Annotated in this window: 14 protein-coding genes; 6 read left to right on the top strand and 8 right to left on the bottom strand. The window is 64.8% G+C overall.

Features of this window, described 5'->3' with window-relative positions:
- Positions 1-5 precede the first annotated feature (5 nt).
- From ACEN9T_RS05650 to ACEN9T_RS05630, 5 genes are read left to right on the top strand one after another with little or no spacing between them, the layout of a single operon-like run.
- Positions 6-1427 carry a CheR family methyltransferase gene (locus tag ACEN9T_RS05650; RefSeq protein ID WP_413705758.1) on the top strand — a complete coding sequence of 474 codons (1422 nt, stop codon included), beginning with the start codon at positions 6-8 and terminating at the stop codon, positions 1425-1427.
- Positions 1408-2109: a chemotaxis protein CheW gene (locus ACEN9T_RS05645; protein ID WP_413705757.1), complete on the top strand. Its 702-nt coding sequence runs from the start codon at positions 1408-1410 to the stop codon at positions 2107-2109. The genes ACEN9T_RS05650 and ACEN9T_RS05645 overlap by 20 nt, the downstream gene beginning before the upstream one ends.
- Complete coding sequence (locus ACEN9T_RS05640) at positions 2106-4436, top strand: hybrid sensor histidine kinase/response regulator (RefSeq protein WP_413705756.1); 2331 nt, start codon at positions 2106-2108, stop codon at positions 4434-4436. The genes ACEN9T_RS05645 and ACEN9T_RS05640 overlap by 4 nt, the downstream gene beginning before the upstream one ends.
- On the top strand, positions 4433-5440 hold the full coding sequence (locus ACEN9T_RS05635; protein ID WP_092970859.1) for a chemotaxis response regulator protein-glutamate methylesterase: 1008 nt from the start codon (positions 4433-4435) through the stop codon (positions 5438-5440). The genes ACEN9T_RS05640 and ACEN9T_RS05635 overlap by 4 nt, the downstream gene beginning before the upstream one ends.
- A 54-nt stretch (positions 5441-5494) precedes the next feature.
- On the top strand, positions 5495-6610 hold the full coding sequence (locus ACEN9T_RS05630) for a diguanylate cyclase domain-containing protein (protein WP_092970860.1): 1116 nt from the start codon (positions 5495-5497) through the stop codon (positions 6608-6610).
- Between the two features lie 53 nt (positions 6611-6663).
- Here the strand turns inward: ACEN9T_RS05630 and ACEN9T_RS05625 are convergent, their stop codons facing one another.
- The 4 genes from ACEN9T_RS05625 to ACEN9T_RS05610 all read right to left on the bottom strand — a co-directional run bounded on the left by ACEN9T_RS05625 (position 6664) and on the right by ACEN9T_RS05610 (position 14107).
- Complete coding sequence (locus ACEN9T_RS05625) at positions 6664-9333, bottom strand: EAL domain-containing protein (RefSeq protein ID WP_092970861.1); 2670 nt, start codon at positions 9331-9333, stop codon at positions 6664-6666.
- Between the two features lie 258 nt (positions 9334-9591).
- Complete coding sequence (locus ACEN9T_RS05620) at positions 9592-11718, bottom strand: 3-hydroxyacyl-CoA dehydrogenase NAD-binding domain-containing protein (RefSeq protein WP_413705755.1); 2127 nt, start codon at positions 11716-11718, stop codon at positions 9592-9594.
- 13 nt (positions 11719-11731) lie between these two features.
- Positions 11732-12937 carry an acetyl-CoA C-acetyltransferase gene (locus ACEN9T_RS05615; RefSeq protein ID WP_413705754.1) on the bottom strand — a complete coding sequence of 402 codons (1206 nt, stop codon included), beginning with the start codon at positions 12935-12937 and terminating at the stop codon, positions 11732-11734.
- A gap of 27 nt (positions 12938-12964) precedes the next feature.
- Positions 12965-14107, bottom strand: coding sequence for an acyl-CoA dehydrogenase family protein (locus tag ACEN9T_RS05610; RefSeq protein WP_316882571.1), 1143 nt, complete (start codon positions 14105-14107; stop codon positions 12965-12967).
- A gap of 88 nt (positions 14108-14195) precedes the next feature.
- Between ACEN9T_RS05610 and ACEN9T_RS05605 the strand changes: the two genes are divergently transcribed.
- On the top strand, positions 14196-15215 hold the full coding sequence (locus ACEN9T_RS05605) for a GlxA family transcriptional regulator (RefSeq protein ID WP_413706602.1): 1020 nt from the start codon (positions 14196-14198) through the stop codon (positions 15213-15215).
- A gap of 4 nt (positions 15216-15219) precedes the next feature.
- Here the strand turns inward: ACEN9T_RS05605 and ACEN9T_RS05600 are convergent, their stop codons facing one another.
- From ACEN9T_RS05600 to ACEN9T_RS05585, 4 genes are all read right to left on the bottom strand, one after another.
- On the bottom strand, positions 15220-15354 hold the full coding sequence (locus ACEN9T_RS05600; RefSeq protein WP_004632518.1) for a hypothetical protein: 135 nt from the start codon (positions 15352-15354) through the stop codon (positions 15220-15222).
- A gap of 46 nt (positions 15355-15400) precedes the next feature.
- Positions 15401-15793: a 4-oxalocrotonate tautomerase family protein gene (locus tag ACEN9T_RS05595; protein WP_316882572.1), complete on the bottom strand. Its 393-nt coding sequence runs from the start codon at positions 15791-15793 to the stop codon at positions 15401-15403.
- 56 nt (positions 15794-15849) lie between these two features.
- Complete coding sequence (locus ACEN9T_RS05590) at positions 15850-16266, bottom strand: MarR family winged helix-turn-helix transcriptional regulator (RefSeq protein WP_045205663.1); 417 nt, start codon at positions 16264-16266, stop codon at positions 15850-15852.
- Positions 16267-16871: 605 nt separating this feature from the next.
- Entirely contained in the window at positions 16872-19058 is a 2187-nt protein-coding gene (locus ACEN9T_RS05585) for a TonB-dependent siderophore receptor (RefSeq protein WP_413705753.1), read from the bottom strand.
- Positions 19059-19079 lie beyond the last annotated feature (21 nt).

Genomic DNA, 19079 nt, shown 5'->3' with positions numbered 1-19079 from the left:
TCGTCATGGTGGCCGTCGATCCCCGCTTTGGAGCCTGGCTCTCGCACGAGACGGGCATTGATGCGCCGTCGCTCGGCACGAACGCGCTGGAGCGCGCCGTGCTGGACCGCACGCGCGCAATGCTGGCCGGGCGCGGCATGCCGACGACGCTGGACGCGGCGGCGCTCGACGCGTACTGGCTGCGCCTGAACACCGCACCCGAAGAACGGCAGTCGCTGATCGAAGCGCTGGTGGTGCCCGAGACTTGGTTTTTCCGAGACCGCGAAGCCTTCGTCACGCTGGCGCGCGTGGTGGGCGAAAAACTTGCGCGCGAGCCGATGCGGGTACTGCGCATCCTTAGTGCGCCATGCTCGACGGGCGAAGAGCCGTACTCTGCGGCGATGGCGTTGCTCGATGCCGGCATCGATCCCGCTCGGTTCACCATCGACGCCATCGATATCAGCGCGCGCGCCATTGAGCAGGCACGGCGCGCGGTGTATGGGCGCAATGCCTTCCGGGGCCATCCGCTGACCTTCCGCGATCGGCATTTCACCGAGGCCGACGGCATCTGGCAGTTGAGCGATACCGTGCGCGGACTGGTGCGCTTTGCGCAAGCCAACCTGGCTGACGCACCGGCGGACGACACACGTTACGACTTCATCTTCTGCCGCAACGTGCTGATCTACTTCCACCGCGACGCGCAGGACCAGGCGATTCGCCGGCTCGATTCACAACTGGCGGAAGACGGCATGATCTTCGTCGGCCCTGCTGAAACGGGCCTGATGATGCGTCACGCGATGAGTTCAGCGCGGATTCCGTTGGCGTTTGCATTTCAACGCACGGCCTCAAGTGAGACGGGTGCGCGGGCGCCGTTGCCGTTCCGTTTGCCGCTGCCGCCCGAGCATGCGGCTTCCGTGGTGGGATTGCCCGGCGTGGCGTTACCGTCGGTGCCGGTGCGCCCCGTGGCGGCGCGCCTGCAGACCCCGCCCCGGCCCAACCCAGCGCCCACTTTTGCGGTGCGGCCCTTGCCGCCCGTCATTCCCGAGGTGGAAGCCATGCTGCGCGAGCGGCCCACGGTGGCCGACGCACGGCGGCTGGCCGACGCCGGCAATCTTGACGAAGCCCAGCGCGTGGCGCTGGAGATCGCCAACCTGCGCGCACCCGAAGCCGATACGTTTTACCTGCTCGGCCTGATTGCCGATGCACGCGGGCGCCACGCGGATGCAGGCGACTTTTACCGCAAGGCGCTGTACCTGGAACCCGCGCACTACGAAGCGCTAACCCACCTTGCCGCGCTGCTCGACGTGGCCGGCGATACCGTGGCCGCACGCCAGCTGATGCTGCGTGCGGAGCGCGCGCTGGCACGCCAGGGCAAGACACCATCCGCATCATCCGAATCCGAAACACCGGAGCACACACGAGGAACGCATGGCGCACGCCGTCCATGACCACGCGGGCGTTACCACGCTCGTTGATGACTGCTGGAACCGCATCGGCACGCGCGGCGATCAATCCTGCCCGCGCCTGGCCGAGTATTCGCGCTGCCTGAATTGCCCAATCTTTGAAGACGGGGCCGCCGCGCTGCTGGATCGGGCGCTGACCGATGCCGACCTGGAAGCTGCCGCGCGGGCGCATCGCACGGCTGCTCCGCTGCGTACCCCGGAGCACGCGGGGACGGAGTTGGCCGTGCTCGTATTCCGTATCGCTGACGAATGGCTCGCACTGCCGGCCACCGCGTTGCGGCAGATCGACACGCCGCGCGCCATCCACACGTTGCCGCATCGGCGTAACCGGGTGGTGCTGGGGCTGGTCAACATCCGCGGGGCGCTTACGGTGGCGGTATCACTGGGCGAGCTGCTGGGCCTGGATCATGCGGGCAGCAAACACGCCGGGCGCAATGGTTATGCGCGGCTCTTGGTGGCTGCACACCGTGACGAATCGGCCGTCTTTCCGGTGGACGAGGTGGAAGGCGTGCTGCGCTTTCCAGCCACCGCGCTGCTGCCGGTGCCGTCCACACTCACGCACGCCACCACGGCCCACGCACGTGGCGTGCTGGCGTGGCGCGATGCCACCATTGGCCTGCTCGACACCGATCGCGTGTTCGACTCGATTGCCCGGAGTCTGCGATGAGCGTGGATGACGATCTGGGCCGCCAATCCTTGCTGGCGCTGTTCCATGAGGAAGCGCAGACGCAGACGCGTGTGCTGTCGACTGGCCTGCTGACGCTGGAGCGCGCACCCACCGATGCCGCCGCGCTGGAAGCCTGCATGCGCGCCGCGCATTCGCTCAAGGGCGCCGCGCGCATCGTCGGCCTGCAGGACGGCGTTGACGTCGCACACCGCATGGAGGAGTGGTTCGTGGCTGCACAGCGCGCCACGCTCGTGCTGACCGCCGCGCATATCGACGTGCTGTTGCGCGGCACGGATCTGTTGCTGCGCGTCGGCCAGCCCGGCACCGCAGGCCAGCTGCCGCGCGCCGAAGTAGAGGCCGTGCTGGCTGCGTTTTCTGCGCCGGAGCGTGCCGCCGCTGCGCCAGTCGCTGCAACGTTTGCCAATCCTGACGCGGCTGCCGAAGATGCCACGATGAAGGCGGCGATGGCGCTGTTGAACGCCGAGGTGGCCGCCTTGTCGACTGCGCCCGTACCAGCGCCAGAGCCGGCCGCCCCCGCACCGCATCGTGCGCCCATCGACAGTACGCGCGATCCGCACCGCATGCTGCGCGTGCGTGCCGATAACCTCGACCGTCTGCTCAGCCTGTCGGGCGAATCGCTGGTCGAATCACGTTGGCTCAAACCGTTCGGTGAATCGATGCTGCGCGTCAAACGCAGCCACCGCGCGGCCACGCTGGCGCTCGACGCACTCTACGAAACGCTGGTCGAACGGCTCGACCAGCATGCTGACGCCGACATGCACGCAGCACTCAACGACGTGCGCCAGATGCTCGGCCACATGCAGCAGACGCTGGGCGAGCACATCGACGACCTTGACCGCTTCGACCGTCGCAGCACCCACCTTGCACAGCAGTTGTACGACGAGGCATTGCAATGCCGCATGCGGCCGTTTGGCGACGCGACGCACGCCTATCCGCGCGTGGTGCGCGATCTGGCACGCTCGCTGGGCAAGCAGGTGCGCTTCAACATCGTCGGCGAAGCCACGCAGGTTGACCGCGACATCCTCGATATGCTCGACGCCCCGCTGGGCCATCTCCTGCGCAATGCCGTCGACCATGGCGTGGAAACGCCCGAAGCCCGCGAGGCGCAGGGCAAGCCGCCCGAAGCCACCATCACCCTGGAAGCGCGCCACAGTGCCGGCAAGCTGCTGATTACCGTGGCAGATGATGGCGCCGGCATTGATCTGGAAGCCGTGCGTGCTGCGGTGGTACGGCGCGGTCTGTCCGACGCCGACACCGCCACCCGTCTGTCGGATCACGAGTTGCTCGACTTCCTGCTGCTGCCGGGTTTTTCGATGCGCGAACACGTGACGGATGTGTCCGGCCGCGGTGTCGGGCTCGATGCTGTGCACGAGGTGGTCAAGGCGGTGCGCGGCACCGTTCGCATCCACAACGAGCCGGGGCGCGGCACGCGCTTCATGCTGCAGTTGCCGCTCACGCTGTCCGTCATCCGCAGCCTGCTGGTGGACGTGGGCGGCGAGGCCTATGCGTTTCCGCTGGCCTACGTGCGACGCACACTCGAGCTGGCCCGCCCCGAGATCGACATGCTCGAAGGGCAGCAGCATTTCAGCTTCGAAGGTCGTCCGGTGGGTTTGGTGACAGCGCATCAGTTGCTCGGCACGCAGCCGCCGGGCGAGGCGCGCGACAGCGTGCCGGTGGTCGTGATTGGGGAGGGCGCCGAAACTTACGGTATTGCCGTCGACCGCTTCCTGGGCGAGCGCATGCTGGTGGTGCAGCCGCTGGATGCGCGGCTTGGCAAGGTACGTGATATCGCCGCGGGTGCGCTGATGGAAAACGGCGACGCGGTGCTGATCGTTGATGTGGACGACCTGCTGCGTTCGGTCGATAAGCTCGTGCGCGGTGGCCAGCTCGACAAGGTGCAGCGCGCGCAGGGCGTGGCCGTGCAGCACCGCAAGCACGTGCTGGTGGTGGACGATTCGCTCACCGTGCGCGAGCTGGAACGCAAGCTGTTGGAAAAACGCGGCTACGCCGTCACCGTAGCGGTGGATGGCATGGATGGTTGGAACGCTTTGCGCGGCGCAGACTTTGACCTCGTCGTTACCGACATCGACATGCCGCGCATGGACGGCATCGAGCTGGTCACGCTCATCAAGCGCGACGCTGCACTGAAGGCGCTGCCGGTGATGGTGGTGTCCTACAAGGATCGCGAGGAAGACCGCCGTCGTGGCTTGGATGCCGGCGCGGATTATTACCTCGCCAAAGGCAGTTTCCACGATGAAGCGCTGCTGGACGCAGTGCGTGACCTGATTGGAGAAGCGCGGACATGAATATCGGCATCGTCAACGATATGCCGCTGGCGGTGGAAGCCATGCGCCGCACAATCGCACGTCGGCCCGAGCACCGTGTGCTGTGGGTGGCGACCGATGGGGCACAGGCAGTTGAATTTTGCGCCGCGCAGCCGCCCGACGTGGTGCTGATGGACCTGATCATGCCGCGCTTTGATGGCGTGGAAGCCACCCGGCGGATCATGGCGTCGCGCAATCCGTGCGCGATCCTGGTGGTGACCAGCAGCGTGGGCGCCAACGCGTGGCGTGTGTACGAGGCGATGGGCGCGGGCGCTCTGGATGCCGTAGATACGCCCACGCTCGGCGGTGGCTCGGATGCCGACGCCAACCATCCGTTGCTCACCAAGATTGACCAGATCGGCCGCCTGCTGGAAAAGCCCGTTGCGCCTAGGCCGCGCGTTTGCACCAACGCGCTGGACGGCGCGGTGTCGCTGGTGGCCATCGGCGCCTCTGCCGGCGGGCCCACGGCATTGGCCGCCGTGCTGGGCAAACTTCCGGCAGAGTTTGCCGCGGGCATTGCCGTGATCCAGCACGTTGACCAGGCCTTTGCAGCCGGGATGGCCGAATGGCTGAATGGCCAGACTGCGCTGACGGTGCGCGTGGCCGCGGAAGGCGACCGCCCGCGTGCAGGCGAGGTGCTGCTTGCCGCCACCAACGACCACATGCATGTGCTGCCCGGCGGCACCTTCGGCTACACGCCAGAGCCGGTCAGCACGCCATATCGCCCGTCGGTAGACGTGTTCTTCCACAGCGTGGTTGAACACTGGCGGGGTAGCGCCATCGGTGTACTGCTTACGGGCATGGGCCGCGACGGTGCCATCGGCCTGAAGGCCATGCGCGCCAAGGGTTATCACACCATCGCGCAGGACGCGGCGACCAGCGCGGTGTACGGCATGCCCAAGGCCGCGGCAGCACTCGATGCGGCGCGCGCCATCCTGCCGCTCGACCGCATCGCCGACGAACTCATCACGCTCGTGCATGCCTGAAGCACGCACGGCCACGACCATCACACATACATAACCAGAAACGGGGAGCATCACATGACCAACCACCCTTCTGAGATGCCGGATGATCCGGACGGTCCGGACGAAACCAAGCCCATCCCTGCAGCGGACGCCGCGCTGGAAGCCGCACGCGCGCTGCTGCGTACGCCGGCGGCCGCCGATGTTCCGGTGATGGTGTTGCTGGTAGATGACCAAGCCATCGTGGCCGAAGCCATTCGTCAGGCCCTGGGCGGTGAAGATCGCATCGATTTCCACTACTGCGCGCGCTCGGACGAAGCGATGATTGCCGCCATCCAGACGCGCCCCACCGTCATCCTGCAAGACCTGGTGATGCCGGGTACCGATGGCCTGACGCTGGTGCGCGACTACCGCGCCAACCCGGTGCTGCGCGACGTGCCCATCATCGTGCTGTCGACCAAGGAAGAGCCGGTCATCAAGAGCGCGGCGTTTGCTGCGGGCGCCAACGATTACCTCGTCAAGCTGCCGGACCGCATCGAGCTGCTTGCGCGCATCCGTTACCACTCGCGCTCATACGTCAACCTGCTGCAGCGTGACGAGGCGTACCGCGCGCTGCGCCAATCGCAGCAGCAGTTGCTCGAAGCCAATCTGGAACTGCGCCGCCTGACCAACTCCGATGGTCTGACTGGCTTGGCCAACCGCCGTTATCTCGACGAATATCTGAGCGCGGAATGGCGGCGCGGCGCGCGCGAGGGCACGGCGCTGTCCTTCCTGATGATCGATGTCGATAACTTCAAGCTCTACAACGACACCTACGGCCACGTGGCTGGGGACGAGGTGCTCAAGCGCATCGGCAGCACGGTGGAAGCATGCCTCGGCCGCCCCGGTGACCTGGCGGCGCGTTTTGGCGGCGAGGAATTTGCTGTCGTCCTGCCCGGCAACAGCGCCGAGGGGTTGACGCTGCTGGCGGAAAAGATCCGCAGCGCGATCGAGGCCCTGCAGGTGCCGCACATGCATTCGTCCACGGGCGGATATGTGACGGTCAGCATTGGCGGCGCGGTGGTGAGTCCGGTGCACGACGTGCCGACCACCACGTTGATCGAAGCCGCCGACATTGCGCTGTACCAGGCCAAGCACGAAGGCAAGAACCGCACAGTGGTGGGCACTGGCACCGGTGCTGGCCGCGGCGGCTAATTGATGGAAGCAAGATAGGCGCCGAATGAACGAAGTGGCGTGCCCTGCGCCGCCTAAGTCTCCGCAAGCTGGTTTTTGGCCACAAAGGCTTCAAACGCTGCCGGCGGCACCGGCGGGCAGAAGAGGTGGCCCTGGCCGTAGTCACACCCGGCCGCGACCAGAATCGCCTTCTGCTCTTCGGTCTCGATGCCCTCGGCAATGACCTTGATACGCAGTGCGTGCGCCATGCCCACGATAGCGCTGCACAGAGCGATGTCCTTCGGGTCATGCGCGAGGCTGCGCACGAACGACTGATCGATCTTGATGTAGTCGATGTCGAACCGCTTCAGGTATGAGAGCGACGAATACCCCGTGCCGAAATCATCGAGTGCGATGTCCACGCCCGCGCGCCGGAATTCGTGCAGGTGTTCGACCACCTCCGCGCTATCGGCCATCAATGAGCCTTCGGTAATTTCGACGACCAGGCTGTGCGGTGGAAGCCCTCGGCGCTCCACCACCTTGGGCCATGATTCGGTGCCCGACTGGTGCGCGCGGAATTCAAGCGGTGACTTGTTGACCGACACCTGCAGCGTGCTGTCGAGCGTGGTGTGCCATTCCGTGAGCTGATCCAGCGCTTTGTTCAGCACCCATTTGCCGATCTCGACGATCAGCCCGCTGTCTTCAGCCACCGGAATGAAGTCTGCCGGATCGATCTCGCCCCGCACGGGATGCCGCCAGCGGATCAGTGCCTCTGCCTTGCGGACCTTGCCCGTCAGCAGATCGACGATGGGCTGGTAATGCACCGTAAGCTGGCCCTGCGCCAGCGCCACGCGCAAGTCGCTTGTCACGCGCAGGCGCTCCTGTTCGGCGCGCTGCAATGCCGGGGTAAAAGCGGCCCATTGATTGCGTCCCGCGCTCTTGGCCGCAAACATGGCCTGGTCTGCGCGCACGAGCAACGATTCCGCGCTGTCGGCGTCGCGTGGGTACAGCGCCACCCCGATGCTGGCCGACACTTCCACGCTTTCCTCGCCAAGCTGCAGGGGTGCGGCAATGCGCGCGAGCAAGCTACGGATGATGGGCGTGGCCGCCGAGGCATCGGGCAGGTCCGGCAGGATGATGGTGAACTCGTCGCCGGCCAGCCGCGCGACCGTATCGGTGCCGCGCACGATGGCCGAGATGCGCCGCGCGATCTCCTTGAGCAGGATGTCGCCCTGGTCGTGGCCGAGCGTGTCGTTCACTTCCTTGAAACGGTCCAGATCGATGAACAGCAACGCCAGTTGTGTAGACGTCTGCCGCGCCCGCGCAATCTCTTGTCGCAGGCGGTTGTAGAACATGTGCCGGTTGGGCAGATCGGTGAGCGCATCGAAGTTGGCCTGCCGCCAGATGACCTCTTCAGCGCGCTTTTTCTCCGTCATGTCGTGGATGAGCGCCACCCGGCGCGGCTCGCCCAGCGTGCTGTCTGCAAACGTGTCGACGGTGAGCAGCGCAGGGAACTCGCTGCCGTCCTTGCGGCGGATCAGGTATTCGCCGCTCCACGAGCCCTTGGTTGAAACGCCGTCGCGCATCGCTTCAATCACGGCGCGCTCGTTGCATTCGGAGCGGATGGCGTCGCTCGACTGGCCCTTGAACTCCTGCGCCGAATAGCCCGTGGTGACCGTAAAAGCCGGGTTCACGTCGATCACGCGGCCGTCGAGCGTCGTCACCATCATCGCTTCGCTGCTCGATGCATAAACCATGGAGGCCAGGCGCATGTCTTCGATGTGCCGCTTGCGCTCGGCGCCCTGGTGGCGCAGCGTGAAATACAGCAGCGCGAGCAGTAAGGTGGAAGCGGTCGCCTCGACCAGCGCGGTGCGCCGATAGCCGTCGTAGGGCTCCAGCACCGATGCCACCGACTCGCCTACCAGGAAGTAGAGCCCGATCTCCGGTACGTGGTGATAGCCGATGAGGCGCTCGATGCCGTCGGTGCCCGACACCACCCGGTAGCTGCCTGTTTCCAGCGCGCCCGGCTTGTTGAACTGGCGGCGGCGCGGCGGTTTTTCGATGCCCGCGCTCGGGTTGGGTACGCGCGCCAGGATCTGGCCGGACTCGCGGATGATGGTGGCAGCCCCGTCCTTGCCAATCGCAAGCGTATTGGCAAAGCTGGCGAACTGTTCCGGGCTGACGGACACCACCACGACACCGGCAAATTGGCCAGCCTTGAGAATGGGGCGCGTGAACTGGATCGACCACTTTTTCGAGACCTTGCCCTGCACCGGGTCGCTGATGAACAGCACGTCGCGTCCGCCCGATTCCTTGTGCACGCGAAAGTGTTCGCGCTGGCTCAGGTCGACGCGTTCCGTGGTGGGGCCAATGCTGGAGTAGAGCAGCATCCCGTTCTCGTCGATCACGGCCACCTGGAAGGTCAGGTCACGCACCGCCTCCTGCCGTTCGTGGATGACCTGCTCAAACACGTCCCGACCGGATAACCAGCTCGCGCGCAGATCGAGCAGGAATTCCGATACGCGCCGCACGCTGCCGAGTGAGTACTCACCAAATGCCTGGGCTTCAACCTGCGTGCGCGCCTGCGCATCGCGGATCAGCCTGTCGCGCTCCTGGGTGAGTTGATGGAACGTGAACGTCCAGATGAACAACAGGATCAGCACCGCCCCGACATTCAGCGGCGATAGCAGCCTGCGCCGCCACCCTGGCTGCGGCGTGATATCAGTCGTACCACCAGAAGAAGCCTTCGATTGCTCTGCGGGCATCCCCACTCCAGCGTTTGCGTGTCCAGTCGTTTTGGGCACGCGCGCAGCGTGCCTGAATATCGGCCGTTTCATGTGCCTCTCACTCTATATCGGAGCGGAGCCCCTGTGTCTGAAGCCGAGCGAACGCGGTAATGACTGGACGCGCAATCGTTTGCTTTTTGGGGGGAACTCGGATTTACCCTCGGGTGCTGTTTGTGCGGCGCAACGCCTGTACGTTGCGAGGCGCCGCGCAAGGTTTACCCGCGCGGCGCCTGAGCGTCAGCGTTCGTAAAACGCGGTGTGTTTGTCTGCCATGTCACGCAACAGGGCGGGCGGCGCGAACCGGCGGCCGTGCTCCGCAGCCAGCCGGTCGCACAGGTCAATAAAGGCCCCCACCCCCATGCGATGGATGTGCGACACCGGCCCGCCCCGGAATGCCGGGAATCCCCAACCGAGCAGCGCGCCCACGTCGGCGTCGCACGGATCGGTCACCACGCCTTCATCCAGACAGCGCGCCGTTTCCACGGCCTGCACGGTGATGAGGCGATCGACCAGCGCCTGAACGTCAGGCTGCGCCGCGGCTTTTGGGTATTCGGTCGCCAGCCCGGGCCACAGCGTTTTCTTGCCGCTCTCCGGATAGTCGTAAAAGCCCTGGCCGGCTTTGCGGCCGATGCGGCCCAGCGTCACCATGCGCTCGGCCACGGCTTCACCCGGGCGCTCGATGTAGGCGACACCCAGGTCGGCGCGGGTCTGCTGGTTGACCTTGTGGATCAGCTCGCTCGAAACCTCGTCGATGAGCGCGAGCGGCCCGACCGGCATGCCGGCCAGTAGCCCGGCGTTTTCGATCAGCGCAGGCGCTACGCCTTCGGCGAGCATTGCCAGGCCTTCGAGCACGTAGGTCGAAAACACGCGGCTCGTATAAAAGCCGCGGCTGTCATTGACGACGATGGGCGTCATGCCGATGGCCTTCACGTAATCGAGCGCCTGCGCAAGCGTCGCCCGCGTGGTCTGCCGGGCGACGATCACCTCCACCAGCGGCATCTTGTCGACTGGCGAGAAGAAATGCAGCCCGATGAAGTTGCCCGGCCGCTGGCTTGCTTCGGCCAGCCCCGTGATCGGCAGCGTGGACGTGTTGGACGCGAAGATGGCATCGGGCGATAGCACCGCTTCGGCCTGGCGCGTGACGTCGGCCTTGATGTCGCGCTGCTCGAACACGGCTTCAACGACGAGCCCCGCGCCATCCAGGTCGGCGTAGGACGTGGTGGGCTGAATGCGCGCGAGCAGCGCTTCGGCCTGGTCAGCATGCAGGCGGCCGCGCTGTACCTGTTTCTCGACGAGCTTGCGGGAATAGTCTTTACCGCGTTCGGCGGCTTCTTGCGTGGTGTCGAGCAGCACGACCGGCAACCCCGCCTTGGCGGTGACGTAGGCGATGCCGGCGCCCATCATGCCCGCGCCCAGCACGCCGATCTTGGCGTAGCGACGCGTGGGCACATCGGCGGGGCGCGCGGCCAGTTTGTTGGCGGCGTTCAAGCTGAAGAAAAGGGTACGGATCATCGCGCGGGCCTCCGGCGACAGCACCGCCTGCACGAAGTAGCGCGCCTCGGTCTTGAGACCTGTATCGAGATCGGTGATGAGCCCTTCATACACGCACGACAGGATGCTGGCCGCGGCCGGATAGTTGCCGTAGGTTTTCTGCCGCAGCATGGCGTTGGCCGCAGTGAATAGCTGCTGCACGGCGGGGCTGGAGATACCGCCCCCGGGCACCTTGTAGCCCTTGATGTCCCACGGTTGCTGCGCGCGGATCTGGCCTTCGCCCAGCAGCCACGTGCGCGCAGCATCGGCTTCTTCCCCCGCGTTGACGACTGCATCGACAATGCCGAGCTTGAGCGCCTCAGCCTCCTTGATGCGCTTGCCTTCAAGCAGCATCGGCAATGCCTTCTGCACACCAATCAAGCGCGGCAAACGCTGCGTGCCGCCGCCGCCCGGCAAGAGGCCCAGTGTGACTTCCGGCAAGCCGAAGCGTGCGCGGGCGTTGTCGGCCGCCACGCGGTAGTGGCAGGCGAGGGCAATCTCCAGCCCGCCGCCCAGCGTGGAGCCCGGCAGCGCCGCGGCCACGGGTTTGCCGCAGGTTTCCAGCTTGCGCAGCATGCGGTGCAGCTCACACGTGCGTTCAAACAACGTGGCTGCGTCGTCGCTGGTCTGCAGCCATTCGAGGTCGCCGCCGGCAATGAAATCCGCTTTGGCGGAGGTGACCAGAATGCCTTTGACGCTTGCATCTGCGCACACGCGATCGATAGCGGCAAAGAAGGCGGCGCAGGTTTCGCCGTTGAGCACGTTCTGTGCACGGCCCGGCTGGTTCCACGTCAGCGTGGCGATGCCGTCGGTGTCGATGGTGATGTCGATCATGTCAGCACGCTCCTTAAACGCGTTCGATGATGGTGGCGGTGCCCATGCCGGCACCCACGCACAACGTGGCGAGGCCCGTGCTCGCCCCACGGCGCTCCAGCTCATCCAGCAGCGTGCCGAGAATCATGGCGCCCGTTGCACCCAGCGGATGGCCCATCGCAATGGCGCCGCCGTTGACGTTGATGCGGTCATGCGGCACGGCCAACACCTCCATGAAGCGCAGCACGACGGAGGCGAAGGCTTCGTTCAGTTCGTACAGGTCGATGTCGGTCGCCGACATGCCCGCGCGCTTGAGTGCCTTCTCGGCCGCGTACGAAGGGCCGGTCAACATGATCGACGGCTCCGAGCCGATGCTCGCAAAGCTGCGGATGCGCGCACGCGGTTTGAGGCCCGCGCGCTTGCCGGCCTCGCGGCTGCCGATCAGCACGGCTGCGGCGCCATCGACGATGCCCGAGCTGTTGCCCGCGTGATGCACGTGTTCGATGCGCTCCAGTTCCGGATAGCGCTGGCGGATCACGGCGTCAAAGCCGTATTGCTCGCCTAATTCCGCAAACGAGGGTTTGAGCTGCGCGAGTGTGTCCACGGTGGTCTGCGGGCGGATCATCTCGTCGCGGTCGAGGATGGTCAGGCCGTTCTGGTCGCGCACCGGCACGATGGAACCTGTGAACCAGCCAGCCGTGCTGGCCGCATGCGCACGGCGGTGGCTCTCGGCGGCGTAGGCGTCGACGTCATGGCGGCTGTAGCCCCACTTGGTGGCAATGGTGTCGGCCGACACGCCTTGCGGCACGAAGTACAGCGGGATGGCCGCGGCCGGGTCCACAGGCCATGCACCGCCGCTGGCACCCATCGGCACGCGCGACATGCTCTCCACGCCGCCGCCGATGGCGAAGTCGCTCTGCCCGGCCATCACCTGCGCGGCGGCCATGTTGCAGGCTTCCAAGCCCGAGGCGCAGAAGCGGTTGATCTGCACGCCGGCCGTCGTCTCGGCATAGCCGGCTGACAGCACTGCCACGCGGCCGATGCACGCGCCTTGTTCGCCCACGGGTTCCACGCAGCCGAGCACCACGTCATCCACGAGCGATGTGTCGAGCTGATTGCGGTCGCGGATGGCGCGCAGTGCGGTTGCGGCCAGGCGCAGCGGCGTGACACCGTGCAGGTTGCCGTCTTTCTTGCCCTTGCCGCGCGGGGTGCGAACGGCGTCGTAGATATAGGCTTCCATAGCGTTGCGTCCTGAAGGTCGTGCTGGTTAAAGGGTGCGGGCGATCAGTTCTTTCATGATCTCGTTGGTGCCGCCGTAGATCTGTTGCACGCGCGAATCGGCCCACGCGCGGGCGATGGGGTATTCCCACATGTAGCCATAGCCGCCGTGCAGCTGCACGCAGCGGTCCATCACCTTGAATTGCAGGTCGGTGGTCCAGTACTTGGCCATCGATGCGGTGGCGGCATCGAGCTTGCCAGCCAGCTTGAGCGCGATGCACTGGTCAACAAACACGCGCCCGATCTGCACTTCGGTTTTCAGTTCCGCCAGTGCGTGCCGCGCGGTCTGGAAATCGAGGATGGATTTGCCGAAGGCCTGGCGCTCGCGCACGTAGCGCAGCGTCCAATCAAGCGCGCCCTCGGCCGAAGCGATGGCACCGATGGCGATCTGCAGGCGCTCCCACGGCAGTTCCTGCATCAGGTAGGCAAAACCGCGATGTTCCTCGCCGAGCAGGTTCGCGGCAGGCACGCGCACGTTGTCGAAGAACAGCTCCGCGGTGTCCTGCGCCTTCATGCCGACCTTCTTCAGGCGCTTGCCTTTGCTGAAGCCCTCCATGGTGGTGTCGACGACAAAGAGGCTCGTGCCCTTGGCGCCGCCTTCCGGCGTGGTACGCGCCACGACGATCACCACATCTGCGTGCCAGCCGTTGGTGATGAAGATCTTTGAGCCGTTGAGCACGTAGTGGCTGCCGTCGCTGCTCCGCGTGGCGGTGGTGCGCACGCCTTGCAGGTCGGAGCCGGCTCCAGGCTCGGTCATGGCAATCGCGCCGATCATCTCTGCGCTCGCCAGCTTGGGCAGGTAGTGCTGTTTCAGCGCCTCGCTGCCGTAGTGCAGCAGATACGGCGCGACGATTTCCGAGTGCAGGCCGAAGCCCAGGCCCGTGGCACCCGCGCGGGCAATCTCTTCGATCAGCACGGTGCTGTAGCGGATGTCGGCACCCGCGCCGCCGTAGGCCTCGGGCATGCTGGCGCAGTGGTAGCCGGCGGCGGCCGCCTTTTCCCAGATGGCGCGGTCGACGTAGCCCTGGTCTTCCCAGCGCTCGTGGTGGGGCAGGACTTCGGCGTCGATAAAGCGGCGGACGGATTCACGGAAGGTGTCGTGTTCAGCGTCGAACAGCGTGCGGGCAATCATGGCGGCTCCAGAATGGGCGGCAGATGGGTTGCCGTATTTCAACAAGGCCGCGACAATTCCGGTTGATCTGGATCGCCACTTTATTGATATGAAGCGCCAGCCGAAAGCTGCCTCCAAACGCGCCGGTTTGCACACGCGGGCGCGCATTGGCATCCTGCTGCCGCCGCGCCTGTTTGCCGGTTACGTGTTTCTGACCCAGGAGATGTTGCTGGTGGCCGGCACCATGCAGGCGCGCAGCGTGGATGTGATGGGCAGCCGGCTCTTCGATATCGATGTGTTGTCAGCCGATGGGGCGGCCGTCCGAAGCTTTGGCGATATGCCTGTGCCCGCCACCGCCGCGTTGACCGATGCGCCCTACGACGTCGTGATCGTGCCCGCACAGTTCGCTCCGGAGGCGACATTGGATGCCGAAGAAGCGCACATCGCCGATTGGCTGCGCAGGCGTTATGAGGCCGGCGCCCTGGTGGTCGGCATGAACGCAGCGCCGCTGTTCGCCAAGGCGGGCCTGCTGGATGGTTGTAGAGCGACTGGGCTGGCGAGCGAGCGCGCCTGGTTCGCACGGCATTTTCCAAACGTGCATTACACGCCCGACCGGCCGCTTGCGGTGGATGGCCGCATCATCACCGTCAGCGGCATCAACCCCGCTGTGGACGCGTGCGCGTACGTCATCGATCACTGCCGCGGGGCAGGTGCGTCGCGGCGGATGCTGCGCACGGCGCTCACGCAATCCCTGCCGTCATACGAACACATGGCCGTGTGGACGGCTCAGTTCAAGCGCCACGGCGATGCGGCCATGCTCGCCATCCAGGACATCGTCGAACGGGAACTGGCAGCGCCTCCAACGCTGGCGGAGCTGGCCGCCCAGGCAGCAATGAGTGAGCGGACCTTGACGCGCCGGTTTGCCGCCGCCACCGGCAGTAACCTGCGGCGCTACGTGGCGACGCTGCGGCTGGAACTGGCGGCGTTTCTGCTGCGAACGGGCCGGCAGCCGCTCGATCACATTGCCGATGAATGCGGCTACGGCAGCGTCAGCGCACTCAGCCGCGCGTTCTCTGCCGGCCAGGGTTGCAGCCCCTTGCAGTACCGGGCGCAGCACCGCACCCGCTGAAGTTTCACGGACGCAGCAGATCGAAGCCGGCCAGCAACACCACACCCGACAGCGCGGTCAGCGGTAACGAATGTTGGCCAAAGTACAGCAACGCGGCGGCCAGCCAACTGGCCGCGAAGAAAGCGCTCATGCGGTTCATGATGTCACCTGTTCTTTAGTTGGTGGGAGAGACGCGATCGGCACATTTACGCGTGGTGGTAGCGGTACTCCTGCGTCTTGCCGCCGTAGCCGTAAGCTGCGGCGCGAACGTCCTGCACATAGATATAGCTCTCTTCGTGCAGATTGCCGAGCAGCTCGGCAAACGCCGTGAACGCCTCGGCGATGTACTGCGCCTTCTCCGCCTTGGTGTTCGTTTCGTCCGTCACCTTGATGTCGAAATAGACGCTGTTCTTGCCCTGTGCGGCCAGCGTCTGCCCGCCGACGATCCAGTCTTCCGGGTCGACATAGTCGATGGCAATGGCCGTGACCTTGGGGTCTTTGCCCAGGATGCGGGAGGTGAGTTCCAGCAAGGTGCTGGCGATCTTCTGCGTCATTTCTGCAGAACGTTTGGCGCTGACTTTGACGTTGAGGATGGGCATGATGGTTTCCCTTATTAGTTAGCAATGCAATTATTTAATCAAAAAAAAACGGACGCTCATGTCAGGGTGGAGCGCACACCTCGGATCTTCGTCACCGTATCGGTGAATTCGTTACTGCCAAGCACGCGCTTCAACCTTGCGGTGACGGCGCCGCTTGCCTCGTTCAACGCTGCACCGATCTTGACCGCTTCCCGCGTCGGAAAGATGGCGGTCTCGCGGCCGTCGGCTTCCGTTTTGCGGCGTTCGATCAAGCCCTTGGCTTCCAGGCCATCCAGCGCGCGCGTTGCCGTGGGACGCGTGACCGACATCGCTTCCGACAGCTCGCTTTGCAGCATGCCCGGGCGGTCTACGATCGCACGGAGCATGAAGCCTTGCGGCGGCGTGAGATCGAACGGCGCAAAGGCGTCTGCCCAGACGCGGTCGAGTTTGCGGGCCAGGGCGGTGGTGTTGAAGTAGAGGCAGTGGTCGAACATGGTGATGTGGATGGTAGGGGATGATGGTTAGATATGCAACTTGTTTTTTTGTGTGTTGGTGGTCCACCTCTGTTTCGTTCCCTGCCGGGACCGACCTACTTTTCTTTGTCTTGCCAAAGAAAAGTAGGCAAAAGAAAGGCGCGCCCGAGATGGCGAAAGACTCCTTGAATTTGCGTAACCGGGCGGCGGTGGGGAAAACTCGCTTCGCTCAGACAGTTCCCCACCTTTTTTCCGCCCGCTTACGAAAATTCAAGGCGCCATCAAGGGCTCAACGTCAAAAGAAAAAGGCCAACCCGTCGCGAGGCTGGCCTTTTCGTTTGGGCTTGTGCCCCGACGGTTTGGCTGTTGTCGTTTGACTTTCCCTGCCCTAGATGGCGCCTTGAATTTCTGTAAGCGGGCGGAAAAAGGAAGGAGGCTTGTCTGAGCGAAGCGAGTTTGCCTCCTTCCCCGCACGGTTACAGAAATTCAAGGAATGGGTCGCCATCTCGGGCGCGCATTTCTTTGCTTACTTTCTTTGGGCAAGACCAAAGAAAGTGAGTCAGCCCCGGCAGGGGATGAAACAAGGGGCGCACCAACAACACGAAACAAAAGCAAAAACAGAAAAATCAAAAATAAACCGTAGCACTAGCCCTAAACGTCCGAGGCGCCCCCTGCACCAGAATGAACCCCCAACTCGGCAACCAGTACTTCTCATTTGTCAGGTTGTCGACATTGAACCGCAGCGTCACCGGCTTGCCGCCCACCTTGGTCGAATACCGCGCCCCCACATCAAACGTGTGATACCCCGGCACGATGTTGCTGTTGTCGGCTTCAAGCGCCGAGTTGCCGACGTACTGGCCACCTGCCGACAGCACGAGCCCCGGCACCGGCGGCACGGCATATTCCACATATGCCGTCGCCTTGAAGCGTGGCGATCCATAGGCGCGTTTTCCCAGCACGGAGGCATCGGATTCCGTATTCTCGGAATTCATGAACAGCACCCCGCCCAGCAGCGTCCAGTCACGCGCGAGCTTGCCGCGTGCGCTCAATTCGAGCCCGCGATAACGCGTCATGCCGTCTTGCGTATAGACGTTGTCCGGCCGCAGATACGCCAGCCCGCGCTGCACCTGGAACAGCGCCGCGCCGAATGTCCAGTCGTGCAGTTCGGCCTTGGCACCTACCTCCACCTGCTTGCTCTTGAGCGGCCCGAATACCGTGCCCGCGTTGAGTGCTGTGATCGGTGCGCTGGCACCTGCCTCCAGCGATTCCACATAGCTCGTGTACAGCGTCACCGGCTGCACGGGTTTGAACATCACCGCCAGCGTGGGCGTGATCGGTTCACGGTCGTACTGGGCTGAGGTGCTGCCGTCGGTGTTGTAGCCGGTCTGGTTGAAACGCGTATAGCGCAACCCGCCAAGCACCGACCAGTGCTCGTTGAACTTGGCCGTGTCGCTGGCAAAGACGGCGGTCTGGTCGATCCTGGATGTGCGAGCCAGACCGTCGGACGAGGGCACCCGCATCGGTGTCGCCCCCGACGACACGAACGCGGACGTGTCGTACAGGTTTCCGGTGCCGAGAATCGTGGAAGCAAAGCCGCCCGTGGCTTGCGTGAGACTCTGCCATGACGTGCCGAAGACAAGTTCATGCTCGATCGGGCCCGCGCGCACCTTGCCGTTGGCCATCACCTGCGCCTGGCTGTATTGGTAGCGCTGGTACGAGCTGTACTGCAACTCGCTGAAGTTGCCCGCGTTGTCCGTCAGCTGGATCGCGCTGTCGGCATTGCCTCGGTTCTGCTGCGTGTAGCGATAGGCGGCGCGCACGTTCCAATCTGGCGTGGCGGCCCAGTTCAGTTCGGTGCCGACGGATTTGATCTCGGTCTCGTAATACGACCCGCGCGATGACACGCGTTGGCTGCCGTCAATGGCGCGCGGCGTGCGTACGAACTCCGTGACCGGCACACCAAAATCCTGGCCGGGGATGATGCCGTAGTAGGCGCCCTGTACGTTGCGCTGCATGTACAGGCCGTCGAACGACCACTGCAGATCAGGCGTGATGCGCGCATCGAGCGCGAGCGATGCGGAGTCGCGCTTGATATGGCCGCCGTCGACAAAGGTGTCGCCTTCTTCATGCACCACACCCAGGCGCGCGCCCAGGGCCTTGGTCGGGCCGAAGCGTCCGCCGACATCGAGCGATTCCTTGAGCGTGCCGCCGCTGGTAAAGCCGAACGTCGCGCTGCCGCCAAAGGTGTTGGTCGGGCGTTTGGTCACGAAATTGGCGATGCCGCCCGGGGTGCCGAAGCCATACATGAAACCCGATAGCCCCTTGAGCAGTTCCACACGTTCGAAGTGTTCGAGCGGAACATCGCTGCCCCAGTTGGGGACGGCCAGGCCGTCGACCTTGTAGCCCTCCAGCAGGTCGAGCTGCAAGCCGCGGATGGTGATGTTCGACGCCTCGCCGATGTAGCCGTCGTTGTTGGCGGTGACCGCCGGATCGCCCTTGAACACCTCCCCGATGGTCTGCGCCTGACGGTTCTGGATCAGCTCTTGCGTGGCAACGTTGACGGTGAACGGCGTGTCGAGCACGGCCTTGTCGCCCAGTGCGCCGGTGCTGGCCTGTTTCGCACCGTAGGCGGCGGGTTTGCCTGCGGTGACTTGCGTGGCGGGCAGGTCGACCTGCGTGGTTGTCTGCTGCGCGTAGGCCGATGCGGCTGCGCCCATGGCGGCGAAAGCCAGCGCGAGCCGGCGTGCCAGCGGCGTTGGACGAAGGCGGTTGATGGAACGGCGTGAAGCGGGTGGTAAGGCAGCGGCTCGCATGATCAAGCTCCCCTGGATCAA

The organism is Ralstonia sp. Ralssp110 (assembly GCF_047325135.1).
GTDB classification, from domain to species: domain Bacteria; phylum Pseudomonadota; class Gammaproteobacteria; order Burkholderiales; family Burkholderiaceae; genus Ralstonia; species Ralstonia mojiangensis.
The sequence above is the reverse complement of the archived record's forward strand: the minus strand, read 5'-3'. Positions and strand labels throughout refer to the sequence as shown.